The 24,593-nt window shown below is 65.5% G+C and carries 22 protein-coding genes; 13 read left to right on the top strand and 9 right to left on the bottom strand.

What is annotated here, in order from left to right; translation table 11 throughout:
* Positions 1 to 42 precede the first annotated feature (42 nt).
* The 8 genes from PA6_RS01525 to PA6_RS22365 all read left to right on the top strand — a co-directional run bounded on the left by PA6_RS01525 (position 43) and on the right by PA6_RS22365 (position 9,333).
* On the top strand, positions 43 to 1,401 hold the full coding sequence (locus tag PA6_RS01525; protein ID WP_021699096.1) for a glutamine synthetase family protein: 1,359 nt from the start codon (positions 43 to 45) through the stop codon (positions 1,399 to 1,401).
* Between the two features lie 84 nt (positions 1,402 to 1,485).
* Positions 1,486 to 2,859 carry an aspartate aminotransferase family protein gene (locus PA6_RS01520; protein WP_021699095.1) on the top strand — a complete coding sequence of 458 codons (1,374 nt, stop codon included), beginning with the start codon at positions 1,486 to 1,488 and terminating at the stop codon, positions 2,857 to 2,859.
* 119 nt (positions 2,860 to 2,978) lie between these two features.
* Entirely contained in the window at positions 2,979 to 4,079 is a 1,101-nt protein-coding gene (locus PA6_RS01515; protein ID WP_021699094.1) for a polyamine ABC transporter substrate-binding protein, read from the top strand.
* Between the two features lie 213 nt (positions 4,080 to 4,292).
* Positions 4,293 to 5,387 carry a polyamine ABC transporter substrate-binding protein gene (locus PA6_RS01510; protein WP_021699093.1) on the top strand — a complete coding sequence of 365 codons (1,095 nt, stop codon included), beginning with the start codon at positions 4,293 to 4,295 and terminating at the stop codon, positions 5,385 to 5,387.
* A gap of 56 nt (positions 5,388 to 5,443) precedes the next feature.
* Entirely contained in the window at positions 5,444 to 6,598 is a 1,155-nt protein-coding gene (potA, locus tag PA6_RS01505) for a polyamine ABC transporter ATP-binding protein (RefSeq protein ID WP_021699092.1), read from the top strand.
* Complete coding sequence (locus PA6_RS01500; RefSeq protein ID WP_021699091.1) at positions 6,595 to 7,503, top strand: ABC transporter permease subunit; 909 nt, start codon at positions 6,595 to 6,597, stop codon at positions 7,501 to 7,503. The genes potA and PA6_RS01500 overlap by 4 nt, the downstream gene beginning before the upstream one ends.
* On the top strand, positions 7,500 to 8,378 hold the full coding sequence (locus tag PA6_RS01495) for an ABC transporter permease subunit (protein ID WP_021699090.1): 879 nt from the start codon (positions 7,500 to 7,502) through the stop codon (positions 8,376 to 8,378). The genes PA6_RS01500 and PA6_RS01495 overlap by 4 nt, the downstream gene beginning before the upstream one ends.
* 163 nt (positions 8,379 to 8,541) lie before the next feature.
* Complete coding sequence (locus PA6_RS22365) at positions 8,542 to 9,333, top strand: hypothetical protein (RefSeq protein WP_021699089.1); 792 nt, start codon at positions 8,542 to 8,544, stop codon at positions 9,331 to 9,333.
* 81 nt (positions 9,334 to 9,414) lie between these two features.
* Here the strand turns inward: PA6_RS22365 and PA6_RS01485 are convergent, their stop codons facing one another.
* Positions 9,415 to 11,793, bottom strand: a complete 2,379-nt coding sequence (locus PA6_RS01485) for a penicillin acylase family protein (RefSeq protein WP_021699088.1) — start codon at positions 11,791 to 11,793, stop codon at positions 9,415 to 9,417.
* 104 nt (positions 11,794 to 11,897) lie between these two features.
* Between PA6_RS01485 and PA6_RS01480 the strand changes: the two genes are divergently transcribed.
* Positions 11,898 to 12,935 carry an AraC family transcriptional regulator gene (locus PA6_RS01480; RefSeq protein ID WP_021699087.1) on the top strand — a complete coding sequence of 346 codons (1,038 nt, stop codon included), beginning with the start codon at positions 11,898 to 11,900 and terminating at the stop codon, positions 12,933 to 12,935.
* Here the strand turns inward: PA6_RS01480 and PA6_RS01475 are convergent.
* From PA6_RS01475 to PA6_RS01465, 3 genes are read right to left on the bottom strand one after another with little or no spacing between them, the layout of a single operon-like run.
* Complete coding sequence (locus tag PA6_RS01475) at positions 12,899 to 14,305, bottom strand: FAD-binding oxidoreductase (RefSeq protein WP_021699086.1); 1,407 nt, start codon at positions 14,303 to 14,305, stop codon at positions 12,899 to 12,901. The genes PA6_RS01480 and PA6_RS01475 overlap by 37 nt on opposite strands.
* Positions 14,306 to 14,333: 28 nt before the next feature.
* Positions 14,334 to 16,613, bottom strand: coding sequence for a phosphoenolpyruvate--protein phosphotransferase (gene ptsP, locus PA6_RS01470; RefSeq protein ID WP_043216127.1), 2,280 nt, complete (start codon positions 16,611 to 16,613; stop codon positions 14,334 to 14,336).
* Between the two features lie 19 nt (positions 16,614 to 16,632).
* On the bottom strand, positions 16,633 to 17,112 hold the full coding sequence (locus tag PA6_RS01465) for an RNA pyrophosphohydrolase (protein ID WP_021699084.1): 480 nt from the start codon (positions 17,110 to 17,112) through the stop codon (positions 16,633 to 16,635).
* Between the two features lie 146 nt (positions 17,113 to 17,258).
* Between PA6_RS01465 and PA6_RS01460 the strand changes: the two genes are divergently transcribed.
* Positions 17,259 to 17,915: a histidinol-phosphatase gene (locus PA6_RS01460; protein WP_021699083.1), complete on the top strand. Its 657-nt coding sequence runs from the start codon at positions 17,259 to 17,261 to the stop codon at positions 17,913 to 17,915.
* Positions 17,916 to 18,053: 138 nt separating this feature from the next.
* Here the strand turns inward: PA6_RS01460 and PA6_RS01455 are convergent, their stop codons facing one another.
* The 4 genes from PA6_RS01455 to ilvA are packed head-to-tail and all read right to left on the bottom strand — an operon-like array spanning position 18,054 to position 21,206.
* Complete coding sequence (locus PA6_RS01455) at positions 18,054 to 18,704, bottom strand: substrate-binding periplasmic protein (RefSeq protein WP_021699082.1); 651 nt, start codon at positions 18,702 to 18,704, stop codon at positions 18,054 to 18,056.
* Between the two features lie 38 nt (positions 18,705 to 18,742).
* Positions 18,743 to 19,210: a DUF2269 family protein gene (locus PA6_RS01450; protein WP_021699081.1), complete on the bottom strand. Its 468-nt coding sequence runs from the start codon at positions 19,208 to 19,210 to the stop codon at positions 18,743 to 18,745.
* A 28-nt stretch (positions 19,211 to 19,238) separates the two neighbouring features.
* Positions 19,239 to 19,682, bottom strand: coding sequence for a DUF2269 family protein (locus PA6_RS01445; protein WP_021699080.1), 444 nt, complete (start codon positions 19,680 to 19,682; stop codon positions 19,239 to 19,241).
* 9 nt (positions 19,683 to 19,691) lie between these two features.
* Positions 19,692 to 21,206, bottom strand: a complete 1,515-nt coding sequence (ilvA, locus tag PA6_RS01440) for a threonine ammonia-lyase, biosynthetic (RefSeq protein ID WP_021699079.1) — start codon at positions 21,204 to 21,206, stop codon at positions 19,692 to 19,694.
* Between the two features lie 141 nt (positions 21,207 to 21,347).
* On the opposite strand from ilvA, the gene rpiA reads away from it, so the two are divergent.
* Positions 21,348 to 22,019 carry a ribose-5-phosphate isomerase RpiA gene (rpiA, locus tag PA6_RS01435; RefSeq protein WP_021699078.1) on the top strand — a complete coding sequence of 224 codons (672 nt, stop codon included), beginning with the start codon at positions 21,348 to 21,350 and terminating at the stop codon, positions 22,017 to 22,019.
* 120 nt (positions 22,020 to 22,139) lie between these two features.
* Positions 22,140 to 22,472 carry a YegP family protein gene (locus PA6_RS01430; protein WP_021699077.1) on the top strand — a complete coding sequence of 111 codons (333 nt, stop codon included), beginning with the start codon at positions 22,140 to 22,142 and terminating at the stop codon, positions 22,470 to 22,472.
* Between the two features lie 28 nt (positions 22,473 to 22,500).
* Here PA6_RS01430 and PA6_RS01425 read toward each other — a convergent pair whose 3' ends face one another.
* A complete protein-coding gene (locus PA6_RS01425; RefSeq protein WP_021699076.1) occupies positions 22,501 to 23,424 on the bottom strand; it encodes an SdiA-regulated domain-containing protein in 924 nt (307 codons plus the stop codon).
* Between the two features lie 120 nt (positions 23,425 to 23,544).
* Between PA6_RS01425 and PA6_RS01420 the strand changes: the two genes are divergently transcribed.
* Positions 23,545 to 24,555, top strand: a complete 1,011-nt coding sequence (locus tag PA6_RS01420; RefSeq protein WP_043216125.1) for an AraC family transcriptional regulator — start codon at positions 23,545 to 23,547, stop codon at positions 24,553 to 24,555.
* The last annotated feature ends 38 nt before the right edge of the window (positions 24,556 to 24,593 follow it).

Here is a 24,593-nt window from a genome sequence, read left to right as displayed (position 1 = left end):
TTAACCGGTCCGCAGTAGCCGCTCTACAACCCTGAGGTCTCTATGAGTACCAAGCTAGACCAGCTCACCAGCTGGCTGAAAGAACGCAAAATCACCGAAGTTGAATGCTTGATCAGCGATCTTACCGGCATTGCGCGCGGCAAGATTTCGCCGACCAACAAGTTTCTCGACGAGAAGGGCATGCGCCTCCCCGAGAGTGTGCTGCTGCAGACCGTGACCGGCGACTATGTCGAGGACGACATCTATTACGAGCTGCTCGACGAGGCGGACATCGACATGTTCTGCCGCCCCGACGAGAACGCCGTGTTCCTCGTGCCCTGGGCCATCGAGCCCACTGCGATGGTGATCCACGACACCTTCGACAAGCAGGGCAACCCGATCGAGCTGTCGCCGCGCAACGTGCTCAAGAAGATTCTCAAACTCTACGCCGACAAGGGCTGGAAGCCGATCGTCGCGCCGGAGATGGAGTTCTACCTGACCAAGCGCAACAGCGACCCGGACTTCCCGCTGGTCGCGCCGATGGGCCGCTCCGGCCGCCCGGAAGTCGGTCGTCAGTCCTTCTCCATCGACGCGGCCAACGAATTCGACCCGCTGTTCGAGGACGTCTACGACTGGTGCGAGCTGCAGGACCTGGACCTCGACACGCTGATTCACGAAGACGGTCCGGCGCAGATGGAAATCAACTTCCGTCACGGCGACGCGCTGCACCTGGCCGACCAGATCACCGTGTTCAAGCGCACCATGCGCGAGGCCGCGCTGAAACACGATGTCGCTGCCACCTTTATGGCCAAGCCGATCACCGATCAGCCGGGCAGCGCCATGCACATTCACCAGAGCGTGGTGGACATCAAGACCGGCAAGAACCTGTTCTCCAATGCCGACGGCACCATGAGCGAACTGTTCATGCACCACATCGGCGGCCTGCAGAAGTACATCCCCGAGGTGCTGCCGCTGTTCGCGCCGAACGTCAACTCGTTCCGCCGCTTCCTGCCGGATACCTCGGCACCGGTGAACGTCGAGTGGGGCGAGGAGAACCGCACCGTGGGCCTGCGCGTGCCGGAAGCGTCGCCGCAGAACCGCCGCGTGGAAAACCGCCTGGCCGGTGCCGACGCCAACCCCTACCTGGTGCTGGCGGCCTCCTTGCTGTGCGGCTACATCGGCATGGTCGAGGGCCTCAAGCCGAGCGCGCCGGTCAAGGGGCGCGGCTACGAGCGCCGCAACCTGCGCCTGCCGGTGACCATCGAGAGCGCACTGGAGCGTATGGAAGCCTGCAAGGACGCCGAGAAGTACCTGGGCGAGAAGTTCGTACGTGGCTACGTCGCGGTCAAGCGCGCCGAGCACGAGAACTTCAAGCGCGTGATCAGCTCCTGGGAGCGTGAGTTCCTGCTGCTGTCGGTGTGATTGGGGCGGGCGCGGCAGGCCGCGCCCGTTGCCACGGATTTCATCGGGTCGCCGCCGGCGGCTCGCGTATAGAAAGGTGTTGTTATGACCAATGCAGTGACCAACCCGAAAACCCGCGAGTGGCAGGCCATGAGCCGTGAGCACCACCTCGCGCCGTTCAGCGACTACCAGCAGCTGCACGAAAAGGGCCCGCGCATCATCACCAAAGCCGACGGCGTCTATCTCTGGGATAGCGAAGGCCACAAGATCCTCGACGGCATGGCCGGCCTCTGGTGCGTCGCCGTCGGCTACGGCCGTGAAGAGCTGGTCGAGGCCGCCGCGGCGCAGATGCGCGAACTGCCGTTCTACAACACCTTCTTCCAGACCGCCCACCCACCGGCGCTGGAACTGGCCAAGGCGATCGCCGAAGTGGCGCCGCAGGGCATGAACCATGTGTTCTTCACCGGCTCCGGCTCGGAAGGCAACGACACCATGCTGCGCATGGTCCGCCACTACTGGGCGTGCAAGGGCCAGCCGAACAAGAAGGTGATCATCAGCCGACACAACGGCTATCACGGCTCCACCGTGGCCGGCGCCAGCCTGGGCGGCATGAAGTACATGCACGAACAGGGCGACCTGCCGATCCCGGGCATCGTGCACATCCCGCAGCCGTACTGGTTCGGCGAGGGCGGCGACATGAGCCCCGAGGAATTCGGTGTGTGGGCCGCCGACCAGCTGGAGAAGAAGATTCTCGAAGTGGGTGAAGACAACGTCGCCGCCTTCATCGCCGAGCCGATCCAGGGCGCCGGTGGCGTGATCATCCCGCCGGAAACCTACTGGCCGCGCATCCGCGAGATCCTCGCCAAGTACGACATTCTGTTCGTCGCCGACGAAGTCATCTGCGGCTTCGGTCGTACCGGCGAGTGGTTCGGTAGCGATTTCTACGGTAACAAGCCGGACCTGATGACCATCGCCAAGGGCCTGACCTCGGGCTATGTGCCCATGGGCGGCCTGATCGTGAGTGACAAGGTGTTTCAGGTGATCAACGCCGGCGGTGATTTCAACCACGGCTTCACCTACTCCGGGCACCCGGTGGCGGCCGCCGTCGGCCTGGCCAACCTGCGCATCCTCAAGGAAGAAAAGATCCTCGAGAAGGTTCGCGAAGAAACGGCACCGTATTTGCAGAAGCGTTTGCGTGAGCTGGCGGATCATCCGCTGGTGGGTGAGGTCCGCGGTGTGGGCATGCTCGGCGCCATCGAACTGGCGAAGAACAAGCAGACCCGCGAGCGTTTCCCGAGCGAGATGGGCGTCGGCATGATCTGCCGCGGCCACTGCTTCGAGAGCGGCCTGATCATGCGCGCCGTGGGCGACACCATGATCATTGCCCCGCCCCTGGTGATCAGCAAAGACGAAATCGATGAACTGGTGGAAAAGGCGCGCAAGTGCCTCGATCTGACCGCCCGCGCGGTGCTGGTATAAGGCTTGAGCCTCGGGCTCGACCTTGCCAGACTGCACGAGCGTTGGCCAGGCTCACCGGAGGGTGCGTCGCTGAGGCGACGCAGCCCCGGATACTTCAAATGACAATGGAGCTAACCCGCATGATCAAGACCTTCGGTAAAACACTGCTCGCCGTGACCCTGGCGGGCACCGTGGCCGGCATGGCGCAGGCTGAAGACAAGGTACTGCACGTCTACAACTGGTCGGACTACATCGCCCCGGATACCGTCGAGAAGTTCACCAAGGAAACCGGCATCAAGGTCGTCTACGACGTCTTCGACTCCAACGAGACCCTGGAAGCCAAGCTCCTGGCCGGCAAGTCCGGTTACGACATCGTGGTGCCGTCCAACAACTTCCTGGCCAAGCAGATCAAGGCCGGCGTCTACCAGCCGCTGGACAAGTCCAAGCTGCCGAACTGGAAGAACCTCGACGCCAACCTGATGAAGACCATCGAGGTTTCCGACCCGGGCAACCAGTACGCCTTCCCCTACATGTGGGGTTCCATCGGCATCGGCTACAACCCGGAGAAGGTCAAGGCCGTGCTGGGCGAGAACGCCCCGGTGGATTCCTGGGACCTGCTGTTCAAGCCGGAGAACATCGAGAAGCTGAAGTCCTGCGGCGTGTCCTTCCTCGATTCGCCGACCGAGATTCTGCCGATCGCCCTGCACTACCTGGGCCACAGCCCGGTCAGCCAGGACGCCAAGGAACTCAAGGAAGCCGAAGCGCTGTTCCTCAAGATTCGCCCGTCGGTGACCTACTTCCACAGCTCCAAGTACATCTCCGACCTGGCCAACGGCAACCTCTGCGTGGCCGTCGGCTACTCGGGTGACATCTATCAGGCCAAGTCCCGCGCCGAAGAGGCCAAGGGCGGCGTGACCGTTGCCTACAACATTCCCAAGGAAGGCGCCGGTACCTTCTTCGACATGATCGCCATGCCGAAAGATGCCGCCAACCCGGAAGCGGCCTACGCCTTCATGAACTTCCTGATGAAGCCGGAAGTGATGGCCGAGATCACCAACTTCGTGCAGTTCCCGAACGGCAACGCCGCCGCGACCGCACTGGTTGACGAAGCCATCCGCAAAGACCCGGGCATCTACCCGAGCCAGGAAACCATGGCCAAGCTGTATGCCTTCCCGGATCTGCCGGCCAAGGTGCAGCGCACCATGACTCGCAGCTGGACCACCATCAAGTCCGGCAAGTAACAGACAGCAGCGACACCCTCCGGCGGGTGCTCCCGCCGGAGCCCCGCAGGAGGTTCCATGACCCCTTCGACTACCGTTACACACGAGCCCCACACAGCTCCGTGCGCGGGCGGCTGGGCGACGGGCATGGACGTCAGGGATAGGACAGACCGAATTTCCAACAGTCCGGGTCGCTCTGCGGCCTGCAAGATCAACAAGAAAGAGGACCGACGTTTGCGAATTTCCTTCCGCAAAACCCTGACTGCGGCCGCTGTGGCCCTGGGGCTGACCACTGTCGCGCAGGCTGCGCCCAGCGTGCATATCTACAACTGGACCGACTACATCGGCGAGACCACCCTGGATGACTTCCAGAAGGCCACCGGCATCAAGCCGGTCTACGATGTGTTCGACTCCAACGAGACCCTCGAAGGCAAACTGCTCGCCGGCCATTCCGGCTACGACGTGGTCGTGCCCTCCAACCATTTCCTCGGCAAGCAGATCAAGGCCGGCGCCTTCCAGAAGCTGGACAAGAGCCTGCTGCCCAACTGGCAGAACATCGACCCGGCGCTGCTCAAGCAGCTCGACGTGAACGACCCGGGCAACGAGTACTCCGTCCCCTACCTGTGGGGCACCAACGGCATCGGCTACAACGTCGAGAAGGTCAAGGCCGCGCTGGGCGTCGACAGCATCGACTCCTGGGCCGTGCTGTTCGAGCCGCAGAACCTGCAGAAGCTCGCCAGCTGCGGTGTCGCCTTCATGGACTCGCCGGACGAGATGTTCCCCGCCGTGCTCAACTACCTGGGCCTCGACCCGCGCAGCACCAACCCGGACGACTACAAGAAGGCCGAGGAGAAGCTGCTGGCGGTGCGTCCCCACGTGACCTACTTCCACAGCTCGAAGTACGTCTCTGACCTGGCCAACGGTGACATCTGCGTGGCCTTCGGCTACTCGGGTGACGTATTCCAGGCCGCCGCCCGTGCCGAAGAGGCGGGCAAAGGCATCCAGATCGCCTACAGCATTCCCAAGGAAGGCGCCAACCTGTGGTTCGACATGCTGGCCATCCCGGCCGACGCGAAGAATGCCAAGGAAGCCCATGCCTTCATCAACTACCTGCTCGACCCGGCGGTGATCGCCAAGGTCAGCGACTATGTCGGCTACGCCAACCCCAACCTCAAGGCAGGCGAGCTGATGGACCAGGAAGTGCGCAACGATCCTTCGGTCTACCCATCCCAGGCCGTATTGGACAAACTGTACGTTTCGGCCGAGTTGCCACCGAAGATTCAGCGTCTGATGACCCGCAGCTGGACCAAGGTCAAGTCGGGTAAATGAGTTCACTGCCCGGCCTCGCCGGCCGGGCACGATTTATCTTTCCGGGAGTTTTGGAAATGGCCGTTGCCTCCAGCGCCTACAAGAAAGCCCTTGAGGGCAACCAGCAACCCAAAGAGGTGCTGGTCAAGATCGACCGCGTGACCAAGAAATTCGACGAGACCGTGGCGGTCGATGACGTCTCGCTGACCATCAACAAGGGCGAGATCTTCGCCCTGCTCGGTGGCTCCGGTTCGGGCAAGTCGACCCTGCTGCGCATGCTCGCCGGCTTCGAGCGCCCCACCTCCGGGCGCATCCTGCTCGACGGCGTGGACATCACCGACATGCCGCCCTACGAGCGGCCGATCAACATGATGTTCCAGTCCTACGCACTGTTCCCGCACATGACCGTGGCGCAGAACATCGCCTTCGGCCTCAAGCAGGACAAGCTGCCGCAGGCCGAGATCGACGAGCGCGTGGCCGAGATGCTCAAGCTGGTGCACATGACCCAGTACGCCAAGCGCAAGCCGCACCAGCTGTCCGGCGGCCAGCGTCAGCGTGTGGCCCTGGCCCGTTCGTTGGCCAAGCGTCCGAAGCTGCTGCTGCTCGACGAGCCCATGGGTGCTCTGGACAAGAAGCTGCGTTCGCAGATGCAGCTTGAGCTTGTCGAGATCATCGAACGCGTCGGCGTGACCTGCGTGATGGTGACCCATGACCAGGAAGAGGCCATGACCATGGCCCAGCGCATCGCCATCATGCACCTCGGCTGGATTGCCCAGACCGGCAGCCCGATCGACATCTACGAGACCCCGGCCAGCCGCCTGGTCTGCGAGTTCATCGGCAGCGTCAACCTGTTCGACGGGGTGATCACCACCGACGAGGCCGACCACGCCATCATCAGCTGCCCGCAGCTGGACAAGCCGATCTACATCGGCCACGGCGTCAGTACCCGCGCCGAGAACAAGTCGGTCAGCTACGCCCTGCGTCCGGAGAAGCTGCTGATGGCCACGCAGCTGCCGGCCGATCACGAGCATCCGAACTACAACTGGTGCAATGGCACCGTGCACGACATCGCCTACCTCGGTGGCCATTCGGTGTACTACGTCAAGCTCAGCTCCGGGCAGATCGTGCAGTGCTTCATCGCCAACGCCGAGCGCCGCGGCAAGCGTCCGACCTGGGACGACGCGGTGGTGGTTTACTGGGAAGACGACAGCGGCGTGGTACTGCAATCATGAAGATCGGCAAACTGAAACGCTACCTGCCCACCGGGCGGCATGCCGTGATCGGTGTGCCCTTCTTCTGGCTGTTCCTGTTCTTCCTGCTGCCGTTCTTCATCGTCCTGAAGATCAGCTTCGCCGAAGCCGACGTGGCCATTCCGCCGTACACGGAAATCTACAGCTGGGCCGACAATCAGCTGTCGATCCTGCTCAACCTGGGCAACTACGTGCTGCTGGGCGAGGACGAGCTGTACATCTCGGCCTACCTCGGCTCGCTGAAGATGGCCTTCATCAGCACCCTGCTGTGCCTGCTGCTCGGCTACCCGATGGCCTACGCCATTGCCCGCGCCAGCAAGGAAGCACAGACCGTGCTGCTGCTGCTGATCATGATGCCGACCTGGACCGCGATCCTGATCCGCGTCTACGCCTGGATGGGCATCCTCAGCAACAACGGCCTGCTCAACGGCTTCCTGCAGGGCATCGGGCTGATCGACCAGCCGCTGCAGATCCTCAACACCAACCTGGCGGTGTACATCGGCATCGTCTACTCGTACCTGCCGTTCATGATCCTGCCGCTCTACGCCAACCTGGTGAAGCACGACATGAGCCTGCTGGAAGCGGCATCGGACCTGGGTTCGAGCAACATCAACAACTTCTGGAAGATCACCGTGCCGCTGTCGAAGAACGGCATCATCGCCGGCTCCATGCTGGTGTTCATCCCGGCGGTGGGTGAGTTCGTGATTCCCGAACTGCTCGGCGGCCCGGAGACCCTGATGATCGGCAAGGTGCTGTGGCAGGAGTTCTTCAACAACCGCGACTGGCCGGTGGCGTCCGCCCTGGCGGTGATCATGCTGGCGATCCTCATGGGCCCGATCATCTGGTTCAACCGCAACCAAGCTAAAGAGATGGAGGGTCGCGCATGAAAAAGCTCAGCTTCTCCAACGTCATGCTCTGGGTAGGCCTGGCCTTCATCTACCTGCCCATGCTGATCATGGTGATCTACTCCTTCAACGCCTCCAAGCTGGTGACCGTGTGGGGTGGCTGGTCGATCAAGTGGTACGCCGGCCTGCTCGACAACAGCCAGCTGATGGGCTCGGTGGGGCGTTCCCTGGAGATCGCCCTGTACACCGCCGTGGCGGCCGTGGCACTGGGTACCCTGGCCGCCTTCGTGCTGACCCGGGTCACCCGCTTCAAGGGCCGCACCCTGTTCGGTGGCCTGGTTACCGCACCGCTGGTGATGCCGGAAGTGATCACCGGTCTGTCTCTGCTGCTGCTGTTCGTGGCCATGGCCCAGCTGATCGGCTGGCCGCAGGAGCGTGGCATCGTGACCATCTGGATCGCCCACACCACTTTCTGCTCGGCCTACGTGGCGGTAGTGGTGTCGGCGCGCCTGCGCGAGCTCGACCTGTCCATCGAGGAAGCGGCCATGGACCTGGGCGCCAAGCCGTGGAAGGTGTTCTTCCTGATCACCATCCCGATGATCGCGCCTTCGCTGGCCGCTGGCGGCATGATGTCCTTCGCCCTGTCGCTGGACGACCTGGTGCTGGCCAGCTTCGTCTCCGGACCGGGCTCGACCACCCTGCCGATGGAAGTGTTCTCCGCCGTGCGCCTGGGCGTGAAGCCGGAGATCAACGCGATCGCCAGCCTGATCCTGCTGAGCGTATCGCTGTTCACCTTCCTCGCCTGGTACTTCACCCGCCAGGCCGAGGAGCGCCGCAAGCGCGCCATCCAGCAGGCCATGGAGGCCATGGCCCAGGAAGCGTCCGGCTCCAACTGGAAGCCGGCCCAGGCCGCGTAAGGCGGTTGCTGCGCCATGAAAAAGGCCGCCTTCGGGCGGCTTTTTTCATGGCTGCGAAATGTGGGCGCTATCACCTTCTGCCGGGGTTATTCATGTTGCCCGGGCTTCAATTCAATAAGCTTGTTGCACAGCAGCCCCTGAAAATGAATGGAAGCAGAACAACATGGTGAGATTTCTTCTACTGGCCGCGCTTGGCTTGATCGCGCAACCGGCATTGGCGAACTATCCGTGCCCGGGTGGCCCCGGGCCTGGAGAACAGCAGATCGGTGTTGGCGGTGGCACCCATGGCGTTGCCGCGGTTCCGCTGTGCGTGGCCACCGGTGGCGGGTCTGACAGCTCCGGCGGTGGCTATGCCGGCTACCGCTGTGACGGCTGCAATATTTTTGCCGACCCTGCACCGCCCAGTTACGACGCCATGAGCATTGCCATCAACGAGCAGGCGGCCAGAAACGCCGAACTCCAGAAACAGATGCAGGAAGCCGAAGCCAAACTGCAGAAGCTGGAGGCGGACCCGGAGTACCAGCGCTACCAGCAGGGTGAATGGAAAATCTTTCAGGGCAGGAAGGATTCGGCGCCCGGAGACAATTGCGTGGCCATGTGGAGCAAGGCGGGTGGCGCAGTCAGTATTGTCGGCCCTGGCAAGGCCTATCAGGGCGGAATGCTGATCTTCTGGAGTGCGGATATTCCCCGGCCTGCGGAGACGCAAACCGTTGCCGTGACACTCAAACAGTCGAAGTATCAGCCGCAGTCGGTGAATGCGTTGAATTTCTCGGTACCGAATATTCCCGCCGGTGCGCTCGGCCTGACCGTGCCGAACATCGACGCGGCGCTGAACACCATGCTGGACGTTGAGCATTTCGTCGTCGAGATGGGTGGGCATGCGGTGGCAGATATCGACTGGACCGATGGCTTGGCCGCGCGTGCCCAGCTGTATCAATGCGTCAGTAACCGCTAAGGGAAATGGCCCGGGCCGCCTGGGGCGGTTGCTGCGCCAAGAAAAAGGCCGCCATCGGGCGGCCTTTTTCGTCAGCGGCGCTCAGTCGACGGGGTGCAGTTCCAGTGTGCCGCGGGTGTGGGCCTGCACATCCGCTTCGGCGAAATACATCGGCAGGTACTGCCCGGCTACATAAGCCTCGGCCTGGTCCGCGTAATGTCCGTCGAACGGCACACCGCTTTGCCCTGTCGGGTTGATGCCCAGCGCCTGGTCGGCGGCGGCCAGGTCGACCAGGCGCCGGGTCGAGGGGCCGTAGACCACTGACCAGGGCGCCGGGCCGACCCGATGCGACAGGTTGTTCGGCACTTCGTGGCCGCCGGGCACGGCGAAGGGGCCGACGTTGAACAGCAGGTGCAGCGGCTGCTGCGCGCCCAGCGGGTGTTCATGGGTCAGCGTATGGCCCTTGCCCCAGGCCCACTGGCGGCTGTCCGTACCGAAGCGCTGGCGCAGATGGGCGAGGCTGGCCTGCCAGGCGGCCTTGACCGTATCGGCGCGGCTCTCCACGGCTTCGCTGCCGCGCCTGTCCCACCAGGGCGAGGCAGCATCGGCGCTCAGGCGGGGCAGGGCGGTGTCGAGCACGCGGGTCTGCAGCAGGCTGTCGAAGAAGGCATCGCCCAGCTCGTCATGCATGGCCTGCCTGGCCAGCTCGTAGGTGAGCTGGTTAAACAGGGTGGCGGCGGTGGACTCCAGCGGATGGCCGCCGTCCCAGGCCGCCAGCTGCTCGACCAGGCCGCGTTCCTCGTCACTGGCTGCCGCCGCGCGCAGGTCGGCGAGGATCGGCGCCAGCAGGCGCGGGCCGTAGCCGGTGCCGTCGTCCAGCTGCAGCGCCTGGCTGTTGTGGGTATCCCACTTCACGTCCGCCTGGGCCAGGCGCTGGTTCAGGCGCACGCCACGGTCGGCCAGGTTGTAGTAACCGGGGATGGCCGCGCCGGTCGGCGAGTCGGGCTGGTAGTTGGCGGAGACGATGTAGCCGCGCGCCGGGTTCTCCTCCTGCGGGTTGGCGGCGAACGGCAGGAAACCGGGCTTGTCCGCCTCGCCGTTGCTGCCATCGAGGATGAAGCTCGGGTTCACCCCGGCCGGGCGCTGCGGCAGCTTGCCGGCGGCCCACCAGCCGATGTCGCCGCTGGCGTTGGCATAGATCACGTTGAGGCCGGGAGCGTGGATCTGCGCGACGGCGGCGCGGGCCTTGGCCAGACTGTCGGCGCGGTTGAGCTGGTAGAAGGCGTCGAGGATCGGGTTCTCGGTTTCGAGGAAGGCCCACCACATGGCGATGGGCGTCTGGCCGGGATTGGCCAGGGCGTCGTTGACGATCGGGCCGTGCGGCGAGCGGCGCAGGGTGATGCTGACGTCCTCGCCGCCCTTGACCCTGATCGTCTCCTCGCGGCTCTGCAGGTCGACCCACTGACCGTTGATCGACACCTGGTTGGGATTGTCCGGATTGACCTGCTCGGCGATCAGGTCGAGATCGTCGTTCTGGAACATGGTCAGGCTCCAGGCGAACTGCTGGTTGTGGCCGAGCGAGGCGTAGGGGTTGAGCGCCTGGTGGTGACCGTACAGCTCGAAGCCGGGGTAGCTCAGGTGCGCCTCGTACCACACCGCCGGCGCGGCGAAACGAATGTGCGGATCGCCGGCCAGCAGCGGCTTGCCGCTGGCAGTACGGCTGCCGGCCACCGCCCAGGCATTGCTGCCCTCGAATTGCGGCAGGCCGGCGTCTTCCAGCGCCTGCAGGCTGAGGCGGGCCAGGCTGTCGAGGGCTCGCCAGTCGTCGCGGCCAAGGCGCTGAGCAACGGCGCCGCCAGGGTGCCAGTCGAGATCGAATACCTTCAGGTAGTCCGCGCCGAGCTGGTCGCGTACCTGGGTCAGCACCGGCTCGGTGCGGAAGGCGGCGGCGAAGCTGTAGGCCATGTAGCCGGCCACGGACACCGTGTCCTCGAGGCTGAAGGGGCGTTTCTCGATGCCCAGCAGATCGAACTCCACCGGCAGCGGGCGGCTGGCCTGGAACTGGTTGATGCCGTCCAGGTAGGCCTGCAGCGCCTTCACCGAGGGGCTGTTGCGGTCGAGGTTCTGTACGTAACGGTCGGCATGCTGGCGGATGCCCAGACTGCGGAACAGGCGGTCGGTATCGACCAGCTTGGGCCCCAGCACCTCGGCCAGCTCGCCACGCGCCAGGCGGCGCAGCAGCTCCATCTGGAACAGGCGGTCCTGGGCGTGGACGAAGCCCAGCGCGCGGTACAGGTCGGCCTCGTTCTGGGCCTGGATATGCGGCACGCCGCGCTCGTCGTAGCGCACCTGCACTGGCGCCTGCAGGCCGGCCAGGGGTAGCGCGCCGTCGCGCACCGGCAGTTTGTTGTCGATGTACCAGGCACTGCCGGCGGCTGTCGTGGCAACCACCACGGCGAGGATGGTCAGACTGCGTTTCATGACGCCTCCTTGTTGTTGTGCGGCCATTCTGCGCAGCACTGCGGTCGGCGGCATTGACCGTAGATGCGTTCGCTGGAATTCTCTGGTCAAACAAGGAGCGCCCCATGTCCTCATTGGCCGGAACCGCGCCGCTGACCCACTCCGCCACCCTGCGGCGCCTGCTGTACGAGGCCCTGACCGAGCTTGGCCATGATCCGGCGAGTATCTACCGACGCGCCAACCAGCACCGCCGCCTGGTGCCGCCACCGACCGAGGGCCGTCTCAGCCATGACGAGGCGCCCCTGTTCTGGCAGGCCGCCGACGCCCTGTGTGGCGACCCCGACATCGGCCTGCACCTGGGCGAGGTGATGAAGCCGCGCCTGCTCGATGTGGTCGGCTACCTGCTGCTGGCCAGCTGCGACCTGCAGCAGGCGCTGGACAGCTTCCTGCGCTTCCAGCACATCCTCGCCGGCGGCTTCGTCGCCCAGCTACGCGTCGAGGGCGAGCGTGCCTGCCTGGTGCTGGATCTCAACTATCGCGGCTTCGGCCCCCTGCGCCAGCAGATGGAGTGCCTGGCGCTGCTGTTCATCAAGCTGCTGCGCCTGGTCACCGACGACGAGTTTCGTATCACTGGCCTCGACTTCCGCCATGCCCGGCCGGCGCGGGTCGGCGAGCACCGCCGCTTGTTCGGCCTGCTGCCGAACTTCGCCGCCGCCCACGACGCTCTGTGGTTTCCCGCCGCATTGCTCAGGCGCCCGTCGCGTAACGCCAATCCCGGCCTGCATCGGCTGCTCTGGCAGCATGCGCAGGCGCAGCTGGCCGAGCTGGTGGAGAACGACCTGCTCAATCGTCTGAGCTACCTGCTCGGCGTGCGTCTGGGCCAGGCGGACTGTTCGCTGCGGGCCTGCGCCGACGAGCTGGGCATGACGGCGGCGGCGCTGCAGCGCGGCCTGGCCGCCCAGAGCAGCCATTTCACCCAGGTGCGCGAGGCGATCCAGCAGGCTCGTGCCCATGAGCTGCTGCAGGGTGGCCTGGCGATCCGCGAGGTGGCCCGTGCCTGTGGCTTCGCCGAGCTGTCGCCGTTCTACCGGGCATTCAAGCGCTGGTACGGCATTGCCCCGGATGCCTATCGGGCCAGGTTGTTGCTGGAGGAGGGCCGGTAGTAGGTATCCCACAGCCGGTTGCGGAACTTGTAGGTGGGGTCCACGCGCTGCTTGAGGGCGAAGAACTCCGGCGCGCGCGGGTAGGCGGCGAGGAACTGCTCGCGGCTGGCGTGGATCTGGTAGGGCAGGTAGTAGCGCCCGCCGCAGGCCAGTGCGGCGTCGATCAGGTCGCGGGTCCAGGCCGCGGCGCGCTTGCGCTCCGCCACTGAGCTGCCCTGGCGGTAGTAGAGCACCAGGGCGAAGACTTCCTGCGGGGCCCAGGCCAGCAGGCTGCCGGGGTCGGCCTTGGCATGGCGGATGGAGACGTTGATCAGGTTGGCCTGGTGCTGGCCGGTCAGCCGCGCCAGTTCGCCGACGAAGCGCTCCAGCTGCGCCGGCGGCACGAAGTACTCCTGCAGCACGAAGCTGAAATCCGGCCCCGCGATGGGCTCCAGTTCGCGCACATCGAGGCTGGCCTCGTGGTTGCGCCACTGCACCTGCGTGCCGCGAAACAGCAACGGGTCCAGCGCCGCCTCGCGCAGCATGCGCCCGGTACGCGAGGCGCTGGTCAGGCGAATGCCGGCCTTTTGCAGGTGGTAGCTGCGGTCGGCGGGCGTCAGCCTGGCTGTCTCGGTTAGCGGTGCATCGGTGCGCCGGTAGGACACGGCGCGCACCTTGTCGAAGCGGTCCGGGTAGAGGATGCCGTTGTGCAGCACCAGGTCGCTGTGCCCGCGCACCTCGCGGTCGAACCAGGCGCGGTACTGGCTCAGCGGCATCACCTGCGACTCGCGGGCGATGCGGCTGTTCTCCGCCAGGCCCAGGGTGGCCTCGACTATCACGCCGAGCCCGCCGTAGCCGCCGATGGCACCATGGAACAGCTCGCTGTTGTGCTGCGGGCTGGCGTCCACCAGGCTGCCGTCCGCCAGCACCAGGCGGATGCTGCGTACCGAGCCGATCAGCGCGCCTTCGCCGACGTAGCGGCCATGCACGTTGACCGACAGCGAGCCGCCGACCGTGAAGTTGGCATAGGACTGCATGATCTGCGGCGACAGGTCGTAGCGATCGACGTACTCGAGAATCTCGCGCCAGGTGATGCCGGTCTGCACGCGGATCTCGCGGCGCTCGGCGGAAAATGCCAGCACCTGGTCGAAGTCGCGCATGTCGAGCTGCAGGGCGCCCTCGGTGGCGGTCTGCCCGCCCATGCTGAAACGCCCGCCGCCGATGCTGATCGGGCCGGGGTGGTTCTTCACGGCGGCGACTATCTGCTGCAGTTCGGTGGGGGCGAGAACGCGCTCGACCCGGATCGGGTTGAGGCCGGTGACGTCGTTGACCGTCTCGGCGGCCAGCGCCGGCAGGCCCAGGAGGATCAGGAGAAGCAGCAGGGCGCGCATGAACTTTCCTTGTTCGTGGCGCGGCGGATCAGCTCTGGATGGTCGCCGCCGGGTTGATCACACGGCCCAGGCCGAGGTTGCGCAGGGCCAGGTGCAGGGTGCTGTGGATGACCTGCGGGTTGTCGATGGTCATCAGCTGGCCGAGCAGCTCCCTGGCGCGGCTGGCGCTGATCTGGCGCAGCAGCCACTTCACCTTGGGCAAGTTGGTGGCGTTCATCGACAGGCTGTCGAAGCCCATGGCCAGCAGCAGTACGGCGGCGGCCGGGTCGCCGGCCATTTCGCCGCAGATGCTTACCGGCTTGCCTTCGGCATGCGCGCCTTCGACCACCAGCTTGAGGGCATGCAGCACGGCCGGGTGGAGGAAGTCGTAGAGGTCGGCGACCCGCGGGTTGTTGCGGTCCACCGCCAATAGATATTGCGTCAGGTCATTCGAGCCGACCGAGATGAAGTCGACCTGGCGGGCCAGCTCGCGGATCTGGTAGACGGCGGCGGGAATCTCGATCATCACGCCCACCGACGGCATGGGAATGTCCACGCCTTCGTCGCGCACCTCGCCCCAGGCGCGGTGGATCAGGTGCAGCGCCTCTTCCATCTCCTGGATGCCGGAAATCATCGGCAGCAGGATGCGCAGGTTGTTCAGGCCTTCGCTGGCCTTGAGCATGGCGCGCACCTGGACCAGGAAGATTTCCGGGTGGTCGAGGGTGATGCGGATGCCGCGCCAGCCGAGGAACGGGTTGTCTTCCTTGATCGGGAAGTAGGACAGGGCCTTGTCGCCGCCGATGTCGAGGGTGCGCATGGTCACCGGCAGCGGGTGGAAGGCAGCCAGCTGCTCGCGGTAGTTGGCCAGCTGTTCCTTTTCACTGGGGAAGCGTTCGCCGTTCATGAACGGCACTTCCGTGCGGTACAGGCCGACGCCCTCGGCGCCGCGCTCCTGGGCGCGTTTCACATCGGCCAGCAGGCCGGTGTTGACCCACAGCGGCATGCGCTGGCCGTCCAGCGTCTCGCACGGTAGTTCGCGCAGGGCATCGAGGCCCTGGGCCAGCTGGCGTTCTTCCTCGACCACTTCGGCGTACTGCTTGCGCAGCAGCTCGCTGGGGTTGGTGAAGACTTCGCCGTGGTAGCCGTCGACGATCAGCTGGATGCCGTCGACCTTGGAGTAGGGCAGGTCGACTACGCCCATGACCGTGGGAATGCCCATGGCGCGGGCGAGAATGGCCACGTGCGAGTTGCCCGAGCCCTGTACCGAGACCAGGCCAACCAGCTTGCCCTCCGGCACCTGGCCGAGCATGGCGGGCGACAGCTCCTCGCTGACCAGGATGCTGTTGTCCGGGTAGACCAGGCTCTGCTTGCGTTCTTCCTGCAGGTAGGCGAGCAGGCGCCGGCCGAGGTCGCGCACATCGCTGGCACGCTCGCGCAGGTAGGCGTCGTCCATCAGCTCGAAGCGCGAGACGTGCTCGGTGACCACCTGGCGCAAGGCGCCCTGGGCCCACTGGCCGGTCTTGATGACCTTGCGCACCTCGTTACCCAGGGCGTTGTCGTCGAGCATCATCAGGTAGACCTCGAACAACGCGAGCTCTTCCTTGCGTAACTGGCTGGCGAGCTTGGCGGACAGCTCCTGCATGTCCTCGCGGACCCATTCCAGGGCCTTGCCGAACAGCGCCAGCTCGGCCTGGATATCGTCGATGGCCTTGTCCGGCACCACGTTGAGGTCGGCCGGCGGCAGTACCACCACGGCGGTACCCACGGCGGCGCCGGGAGAGCCGGGCACGCCGACGAAACGGGCCTCCTGGATACCCTTGCCCTGCTTGCCCAGGCCACGGATCGAACCGGTGGCCTCGGCGTGGGCGATTACCCCGGCGAGCTGGGCGCTCATGGTGACCAGGAAGGCTTCCTCGCCCTCGTCGAACTGGCGGCGGTCCTTCTGCTGCACCACCAGTACGCCCATCACCCGGCGGTGGTGGATGATCGGCGCGCCGAGGAAGGAGGCGTAGCGTTCCTCGCCGGTCTCGGGAAAGTACATGTAGCGCGGGTGTTCGGAGGCGTGCTCGAGGTTGAGCGGCTCCTCGCGGGTGCCCACCAGGCCGACCAGGCCTTCGTTGGGCGCCATGCTGACCTTGCCGATCGAGCGCTTGTTGAGGCCGTCGGTGGCCATCAGCACGAAGCGGTTGCTGTCCGGGTCGAGCAGATAGACCGAGCAGACGTGGCTGCCCATCGCTTCCTTCACCCGTTGCACGATGATCGTCAGCGCCGCCTTGAGGTCCTTGGCGGCGTTTACTTCCTGAACGATCTTGCGCAGGGTGTTGAGCATGGCTCGCACTTGAACTCCGTCAGTCGCGCGCCAGCAGGCGCGGGGCTAATTCCTTCAGGGCGCGACGGTAGACCTCGCGCTTGAATGTGACTACCTGGTTCAGCGGGTACCAGTAACTGACCCAGCGCCAGCCGTCGAACTCCGGCTTGCCGGTCAGGTCCATGCGCACCCGGCTCTCGTCGCCGGTCAGGCGCAGGAGGAACCATTTCTGCTTCTGCCCGATGCACAGCGGCTGGCTGTGGGTGCGCACCAGGCGCTGCGGCAGACGATAACGCAACCAGCCACGGGTGCAGGCGAGAATCTTCACATCCTGCTCTTCCAGCCCCACTTCCTCGTTCAGTTCGCGGTACAGCGCCTGTTCGGCCGACTCATTGGGGTTGATGCCGCCCTGGGGAAACTGCCAGGCGTCCTGGTTGATCCGTCGTGCCCACATGACCTGGCCGACATCATTGGTCAGGATGATGCCGACATTGGGGCGGAAACCATCGGAATCGATCACGGAGCAGCACCTCGAAAACGCATGTTCCGGCATTGTTCCACAAAGGCCGCGGGCGCAGCAAACGCGCGGCCCGCAGCAATGGGCAGAGGCGTCGAAAGCGGCTATTCTGGCGCCCCTTCGTGACACTATGAACCAGGTATCCAGACGTGCGCCTTGCCCTCTTCGATCTCGACAACACCCTGCTGGCCGGCGACAGCGACCACAGCTGGGGCGAATTCCTCTGCGAGACCGGCCGCGTCGATGCCGTCGAATACCGTGCACGCAACGATGCCTTCTACGCCGACTACTGCGCCGGCAAGCTCGACGTGGTGGCCTACCAGAGCTTCACCCAGGCCATCCTGGCGCGTACCGAGGCTGCCGAGCTGGCGCGCTGGCAGGCCGAGTTCATGGCCGAGGTCATCGAACCGATCATCCTGGCCAAGGGCGAGGCGCTGCTGCGCAAGCATCGCGAGGCCGGCGACAAGCTGGTGATCATCACCGCCACCAACCGCTTCATCACCGCGCCGATTGCCGCGCGCCTGGGCGTCGAGACCCTGCTGGCCACCGAATGCGGCATGGATAACGGCCGCTACACCGGCCACGTGGCGGGCATACCCTGCTACCAGGCGGGCAAGGTCGTGCGCCTGAACGAGTGGCTGGCCGAAACGGGCCTGAGTCTGGACGGCGCCTACTTCTACAGCGACTCGCGCAACGACCTGCCGCTGCTGGAAGCCGTGGCCAATCCGGTGGCGGTCGATCCGGATGACACCCTGCGCGCCATCGCCGGCGAGCGCGGCTGGCCGGTGCTCAGCCTGCGCGGCTGATCGGCCGCGCCATCAGGGCGTGGGCATGAAGCGCTGCAGTAGCTCGGCGTGCTGGCCGCTTTCCTGGCTGGCGATGAAGATCTGGTTGAGCTGGTTGACCAGTTGCTCACCCCGCGGCGAACCCTTGCTGACCAGCAGTTAGAAGTTCTTGCGGATGTCCAGGCGCAGGCTGCGCAATTCCGCATGGCCCTGGTAGATGCCCAGGGCGATGCCGCTGGTCAGCGGTTCGATCTCGCTGGGGAAGAACTCGCAGCGCTGGCGTTCCAGCATGTCCAGCACCTGCTGGATGCTGGGGAAGCGCTGCGGTTCCTGGACCACGCCGTAAGGCGCGTAGTTGTAGCCGATGACCCCGCAGAAGCGCTTGGCCGGCAGCGCGGCGGGCGTGCTCGGCGGCTGGTTGAAGCGGCGGGCGGAATAGAACAGGCCCAGGTGCGTCTGGTAGAGCGGCACGCTGTAGTGTGCGTAGGCCGCCCGTTCGGGTTTGTAGCTGGCATCCCAGGTCAGCTCGCAGCGGTTGTTGCTGGCGAACTCGGCCAGTTCCTGCTGCACCCGTGCCCAAGGCAAGTATTGAATGCGATGCTGCAGACCGAGCTGTTGCAGGGCATCCAGCACCATGGTCGTGGCGGCGCCGGTCAGGCGGCTCTGGTCGATCTTGCCGTCCTGCCGTTCCCAGTAGGTGTAGGGCGGCCACTCGTTGCCTTCACCCAGGCAGATCTGCACCGGCGCTTCGCCCGCCAGGGCGGCGCTGCTCAGGCTCAGGGTCAGTGCGCTGCAGCAGAGTCTGTTCATCGGCCCCGCCACTCATAGAGAGCAGCATAGCCGAGGGGTCAGAGCGGCTTGGCCACCATCAGCCAGAAGATGACGATGAAGGCGATGAACGCCGGCCAGCCCAGCACGAACCAGATGCGCATATAGCGGTTGGCCCGCTCGGGCAGTTCGCCGCCAGTGGCCAGCGCCTCGCAGGCCATATCGCGCACGCGGATCTGCAGCCACAGCACCGGCAGCCAGCACAGCCCGGCGAAGACGAACAGCCCGGCGCTCCACAGCAGCCACGCCTGGCTCAGAGGCCAGCCGGCCAGCTTGGCCAGGGCCAGGCCGGAGAATGGCTGGAACACCGCGGTGGTGGCGATGAACAGCCAGTCGGCGGTGACCAGGTGGCGGAAGGTGGTGGCGATCACCTGCAGCTGGCCACTGCGCCAGGCGCGCAGGGCGTAGTAAGCCGAGCCCAGCCCGGTACCGAACAGCAGGGTGGCGGAGAGGATGTGCAGGGTCTTGAGCAGCAGGTAGAGACTCATCGCTGCCGCTCGCGCAAGGGGCGGAACATCAGGCCGGCTTGGCCCCCATCAGGGCGAAGATGGCCAGCAGCAGGACCAGCACCAGGGCCGCATAGGCAACCACCAAGCGCAGCAGCTTGACCGGCACGTCGCCCGCGGCGACGGCCTGCTGCCAGGCGCCGAGGCGGTTATGCAGCAGCAGGCCGAACAGCATCAGCACGCCGAACAGCTTGGCGCTGTAGAGCAGCCAGCTGGCGCCCAGCGGCAGGCCGACCGTGTGTACCAGCCACCAGCCACTGACCGGCAGCGACAGCGCCAGCACGCCGAGCGCCGGCAGGCTGTACAGGCGGGTGACGCGCAGTTTGCGCGTGATCACGGCGGCATCGCCTGCGCGATGCGCTTTCCACAGCATGAAGGCATGGGCGATAACCCCGGCGAGCAGCAGCACGGCGGGGATCAGGTGGGCGTATTTCAGCAGTTGGTAGTGTTCCATCAGCGTTCCTTAACCGAGGAAAAGCTTGTAGGCCGGATTGTCGGTCTCGTCCCAGTAGGGATAGCCGATGGCGTCGAAGGCCGCCGGAATCTGGTTGCGCTCGTCCGCCGGCACCTGCAGGGCGGCCAGCACACGGCCGTCGGCGGCGCCGTGGTTGCGGTAGTGGAACATGGTGATGTTCCAGCGTCCGCCCAGGCGGTTGAGGAAGTTGAACAGCGCGCCGGGCCGCTCGGGGAACTCGAAGCGGAACACCACCTCGTCGGCCACCGCCGCCGAGTGGCCGCCCACGGTGTGGCGGATATGCAGCTTGGCCAGCTCGTTGTCGGTCAGGTCGAGCACCGGGAAGCCCTGCTCGCGCAGGCCATCGACCAGCGCCTGGCGCGGGTCGTTTTCCGGGTGGGTCTGCACGCCGACGAAGATGTGCGCCTCGCGGTCGGAGTGGTAGCGGTAGTTGAACTCGGTGATCTGGCGCTTGCCGATCGCCTCGCAGAAGGCCTTGAAGCTGCCTGGCCGCTCGGGGATGGTCACGGCGATGATCGCCTCGCGCTTCTCGCCCAGTTCGGCGCGCTCGGCCACGTGGCGCAGGCGGTCGAAGTTGATGTTGGCGCCCGAGTCGATACCCACCAGCACCTTGCCCTGCAGGCCTTCGCGCTCGACGTACTTCTTGATCCCGGCGACCGACAGCGCGCCGGCCGGCTCGGTGATCGAGCGGGTGTCGTCGTAGATGTCCTTGATCGCCGCGCAGATCTCGTCGGTGCTGACGGTGATCACCTCATCCACATAGTGCTTGCAGATGTCGAAGGTGTGCTGGCCGATCTGCGCCACCGCCACGCCATCGGCGAACAGCCCCACCTGCGGCAGCACCACGCGCTCGCCAGCGGCCATGGCGGCCTGCAGGCAGTTGGAGTCGTCCGGCTCGACGCCGATGACCTTGATCTCCGGGCGCAGATACTTGACGTAGGCGGCGATGCCGGCGATCAGACCGCCGCCGCCGACCGGCACGAAGATGGCGTCCAGCTGGCCCGGCTGCTGGCGCAGGATTTCCATGGCCGCGGTGCCCTGCCCGGCGATCACCAGGGGGTCGTCGTAGGGGTGGATGTAGGTGTAGCCCTTTTCCTCCACCAGCTTGAGCGAATGGGCCAGGGCCTCGGGGAAGGCGTCGCCGTGCAGCACCACCTTGCCCCCGCGCGAGCGCACGCCCTGTACCTTCAGCTCCGGGGTGGTGCGCGGCATGACGATGGTTGCCTTCACGCCCAGGTGCTTGGCGGCCAGGGCCAGGCCCTGGGCGTGGTTGCCGGCGGAGGCGGTGACCACGCCGCGTTCCAGCTCTTCGGGTGTCAGCTGGGCCAGCTTGTTGTAGGCACCGCGAATCTTGAACGAGTACACCGGCTGCAGATCCTCGCGCTTGAGCAGAATCTGGTTGCCCAGGCGCTCGGTGAGCTGGCGGGCAGGTTGCAGCGGGGTTTCCACCGCGACGTCGTAGACGCGCGAGGTGAGGATCTTCTTGACGTACTGTTCGAGCATCACGGCTTCACTGGCGGGCTTTGCGGGGACTTCGGAGTCTACCCCAGCGCTTCGCCGTGCGACCACAGAGAGTGCGGGGTTTTTGCCCGGCATGCGGCTATAATTCGCGCCTCCCGTTCCCTCCCAGGCGCAGAACCCGCGATGACCCAGGATCAGCTCAAGCAGGCCGTGGCCCAGGCCGCCGTCGACCATATCCTTCCCTTCCTCGACAGCAAGAGCGTGATCGGCGTCGGTACCGGCTCCACCGCCAACTGCTTCATCGACGCCCTGGCCCAGCACAAGATGGCCTTCGACGGCGCCGTGGCCAGCTCCGAGGCCACCGCCGCGCGCCTCAAGGGGCATGGCATCCCGGTCTATGACCTGAACGCCGTGGATGGCCTGGAGTTCTATGTCGATGGCGCCGACGAGAGTGACGAACACCTCAACCTGATCAAGGGCGGCGGCGCGGCACTGACCCGCGAGAAGATCGTCGCGGCGGTGGCCAAGACCTTCATCTGCATCGCCGACGGCAGCAAGCTGGTGCCGGTGCTCGGAGCGTTTCCGCTGCCGGTAGAGGTGATTCCCATGGCGCGCAGCCATGTCGCGCGCCAGCTGGTCAAGCTGGGCGGCGATCCGGTGTACCGCGAGGGCGTGGTGACTGATAACGGCAACATCATTCTCGACGTGCACAACATGAGCATTGTCGACCCGGTGAAGCTGGAGGCCGACATCAACGCCATCGTCGGCGTGGTCACCAACGGCCTGTTCGCCGCCCGCCCGGCCGACCTGCTGCTGCTCGGCACCGCCGAAGGCGTGAAGACGCTCAAGGCCTGAGTGCGGGCGCCTGCAGAAAACCCGGCCGCGGCCGGGTTTTTTGTGGCTGCGCGGCATGGCTCGCCGAATGCCCCGCAACGGCTAGGCTTAGCGGACTGCCCACACGACAGGAGTCCGACCATGGCCAGCAAGTTCCACCTGAAGAAAGCCAGCAACGAGCAGTTTCACTTCAACCTGCACGCCGGCAATGGCGAGATCATCCTCTCCAGCGAGCAGTACAAGGCCAAGCAGTCGGCTCTCGACGGGATCGAGTCGGTGCGCAAGAACGCCCAGCGTGAGGGCGCTTTCGAGGTCAAGGCGGCCTCCGGCGGCAAGTACCACTTCGTGCTCAAGGCCAGCAATGGCCAGGTGATCGGCACCAGCCAGCTGTATGCCAGCGAGGCCGGCGCCAAGGCGGGTTGCGACTCGGTGAAGAGCAGCGCGCCGGGCGCGAGCGTGCAGGACGACGCCTAGCCCGCGGCCTTCGCGCAGGGCGCCTGGCCTACTGCACCGCCTGCTTCTCGAACAGGTAGAACAGATTCGGTTCGCTGACCAGGTACAGGCGGCCCTGGTTGTCCATCGCCACGCCCTCGGCCTGCGGCACGCTCTTGTCCAGGCCATGCTGGCCGCGCAGCAGTGACAGGGTGCTGATCGGCCGGCCGTCGGAGTTGAGCTCGATCACCAGGCGTGACTCGTCCGACAGCGCCAGCAGGTGGCCGCTGCCTTCGTCGTACTGCAGGCTCGACAGGTCGCGCACGAACAGGCGGGCATCACGCTTGGGATCTTCCACCACATGCACGGCGAAGGGCTTGTCCGGGTTGGTGTGTGGGAAGCCGTGGATCTCGTAGATGCTCACCGGGTCGCGCTCCTTGGCGGCGAACAGGCGATGGTTGGTGGCATCGTAGGCCAGACCCTCGAAACCCTTGTTGCCGTTCAGGCCGATCCCCAGGGACAGCTGCTCGGATTCGGCAGCATCGACGAACTGGGTGTCATCGCTCAGGTGCACGCGAAACAGGCGCTGCTGGCGCTCGTCGGTGATCACGTAGAGGCCGGGGCTGATGTATTCGATCGCCTCCGGGTCGCCGAAGCCGACCAGGGGCACGCGGCGCACGATCTTGCCGTCGAGCGACAGCTCGATGATCTCCGGGTTCTTGTTGGTCACGGTAAACAGGCTGCGGCGATCCGGATCGTAGGTCAGCGCCGACACATCGTCGCTCAGCCCCTCGATCGGCAGCGCCTGCAGCGTGGCGCGGTACTCCGGCAGCCAGATCGACTTGTCGCGCCATTCGGCGGCATGGCGCCATTCTTGCACCATGAACCAGCCGCGTTCGAGCAGGCGCCACTGCTGGGCAACCAGCAACAGGGCCACGAGGATGAGCAGTGCCAGGGTGGGCAACAGGACGCGAGCATGGGTCAGGCGGCGCATGGACGAGGTTCCGAATTTGGGTGGCTGCATCAAAACAGCTGCAGCTGAATTCAAGCTTAAGAAAGCTGAGCGGGGCCGCCGGCCGAGTTACCGAACACCACCGCAGTGGAAACGGCAGTCATGTCAGTGTTACCGGAAGAGCGAGTATTGACCACCCTGCACACGGTCGCCCTGGCCGTGCAGAGTCTTCAGCGCATGGGCGTGGCGGCCGATGCCGTGCTGGTCGGCAGCGGCATTGCCGCTGCGGAGCTGGAGAGCCCGACGCGCCTGATCAGCCACGCCCAGGAGCTGCGCGTGCTGGCCAACGCCCTGGCGGCCAGTGCCGATCCGGCCCTTGGTCTGCTGCTGGGCAAACGCATGCACGTGTCGGCCTACGGCATGCTCGGCTACACCCTGCTGGCCAGCCGCAACCTGGGCGAGGCCCTGCGCCTGGCCATCGCCCATCCGGCCCTGCTCGGCACCTACTTCCGTCTCGAGCTGCAGACGGTGGTCGACGAAGTGCGGCTGAGCGCCAGCGGCTATCGCTACGACCCGGCGCTGAGTCTGTTCAATACCGAGCTGTGCCTGGCGTCGCTGCTGACCGTGGTGCAGGACCTGCTCGGCGAGTCCGTGCGCCCGCGGCGCCTGCTGCTGGCCTATCCGGCACCGGCGCATGCCGCCAGCTACAGCGAGAAGCTCGGCTGCCCGGTGGAGTTCAACGCCGAATGCAATGCCCTGTGCTTCAACCCGATCCTTCTGGAGCGCCCGTTGCCGCTGGCCGACCCGGTCAGTTACCAGCATGGCCTGCAGCAGTGCATGCAGCTGGAGGCGCAGCTGCACAATCGCCATGACCTGCGCGACCTGATCCGCCAGCAGCTGTCGGTGGACCTGGCCGAGTGCTCCAGCCTGGAGCGTGTCGCCACCCGCCTGCACCGTTCCGAGCGCACCCTGCGCCGCCACCTGCAGCAGCTCAATACCAGCTTCCAGCACCTGCTCGACGAGGTGCGCTACGACAAGGCGCGCCAGCTGCTGCTCAATACCGATCTGCCGATCTACCTGATCGCCGAGCAGCTCGGCTACAGCGAGACCGCCAGTTTCCGCCATGCCTTCCAGCGCTGGAGCGGCCTGGCGCCGAGCGAACTGCGCCGCTAATTGACCTCGGACAAGGGTCGGCGGCGGAGCCGCCCCTA

Origin of the sequence: Aquipseudomonas alcaligenes NBRC 14159, assembly GCF_000467105.1 — a bacterium.
GTDB lineage: Bacteria > Pseudomonadota > Gammaproteobacteria > Pseudomonadales > Pseudomonadaceae > Aquipseudomonas > Aquipseudomonas alcaligenes.
Note: the sequence above shows the minus strand (reverse complement) of the source record. Positions and strands in the feature narration are given on the sequence as shown.

Bases quoted from the DNA above. Each gene is read 5' to 3' on its own strand.
- PA6_RS01525 (WP_021699096.1), top strand. From the start codon at position 43: ATGAGTACCAAGCTAGACCAGCTCACCAGCTGGCTGAAAGAACGCAAA.
- PA6_RS01520 (WP_021699095.1), top strand. From the start codon at position 1,486: ATGACCAATGCAGTGACCAACCCGAAAACCCGCGAGTGGCAGGCCATG.
- PA6_RS01515 (WP_021699094.1), top strand. From the start codon at position 2,979: ATGATCAAGACCTTCGGTAAAACACTGCTCGCCGTGACCCTGGCGGGC.
- potA (WP_021699092.1), top strand. From the start codon at position 5,444: ATGGCCGTTGCCTCCAGCGCCTACAAGAAAGCCCTTGAGGGCAACCAG.
- PA6_RS01500 (WP_021699091.1), top strand. From the start codon at position 6,595: ATGAAGATCGGCAAACTGAAACGCTACCTGCCCACCGGGCGGCATGCC.
- PA6_RS01495 (WP_021699090.1), top strand. From the start codon at position 7,500: ATGAAAAAGCTCAGCTTCTCCAACGTCATGCTCTGGGTAGGCCTGGCC.
- PA6_RS22365 (WP_021699089.1), top strand. From the start codon at position 8,542: ATGGTGAGATTTCTTCTACTGGCCGCGCTTGGCTTGATCGCGCAACCG.
- PA6_RS01485 (WP_021699088.1), bottom strand. From the start codon at position 11,793: ATGAAACGCAGTCTGACCATCCTCGCCGTGGTGGTTGCCACGACAGCC.
- PA6_RS01480 (WP_021699087.1), top strand. From the start codon at position 11,898: ATGTCCTCATTGGCCGGAACCGCGCCGCTGACCCACTCCGCCACCCTG.
- PA6_RS01475 (WP_021699086.1), bottom strand. From the start codon at position 14,305: ATGCGCGCCCTGCTGCTTCTCCTGATCCTCCTGGGCCTGCCGGCGCTG.
- ptsP (WP_043216127.1), bottom strand. From the start codon at position 16,613: ATGCTCAACACCCTGCGCAAGATCGTTCAGGAAGTAAACGCCGCCAAG.
- PA6_RS01455 (WP_021699082.1), bottom strand. From the start codon at position 18,704: ATGAACAGACTCTGCTGCAGCGCACTGACCCTGAGCCTGAGCAGCGCC.
- PA6_RS01450 (WP_021699081.1), bottom strand. From the start codon at position 19,210: ATGAGTCTCTACCTGCTGCTCAAGACCCTGCACATCCTCTCCGCCACC.
- PA6_RS01445 (WP_021699080.1), bottom strand. From the start codon at position 19,682: ATGGAACACTACCAACTGCTGAAATACGCCCACCTGATCCCCGCCGTG.
- ilvA (WP_021699079.1), bottom strand. From the start codon at position 21,206: ATGCTCGAACAGTACGTCAAGAAGATCCTCACCTCGCGCGTCTACGAC.
- rpiA (WP_021699078.1), top strand. From the start codon at position 21,348: ATGACCCAGGATCAGCTCAAGCAGGCCGTGGCCCAGGCCGCCGTCGAC.
- PA6_RS01430 (WP_021699077.1), top strand. From the start codon at position 22,140: ATGGCCAGCAAGTTCCACCTGAAGAAAGCCAGCAACGAGCAGTTTCAC.
- PA6_RS01425 (WP_021699076.1), bottom strand. From the start codon at position 23,424: ATGCGCCGCCTGACCCATGCTCGCGTCCTGTTGCCCACCCTGGCACTG.
- PA6_RS01420 (WP_043216125.1), top strand. From the start codon at position 23,545: ATGTCAGTGTTACCGGAAGAGCGAGTATTGACCACCCTGCACACGGTC.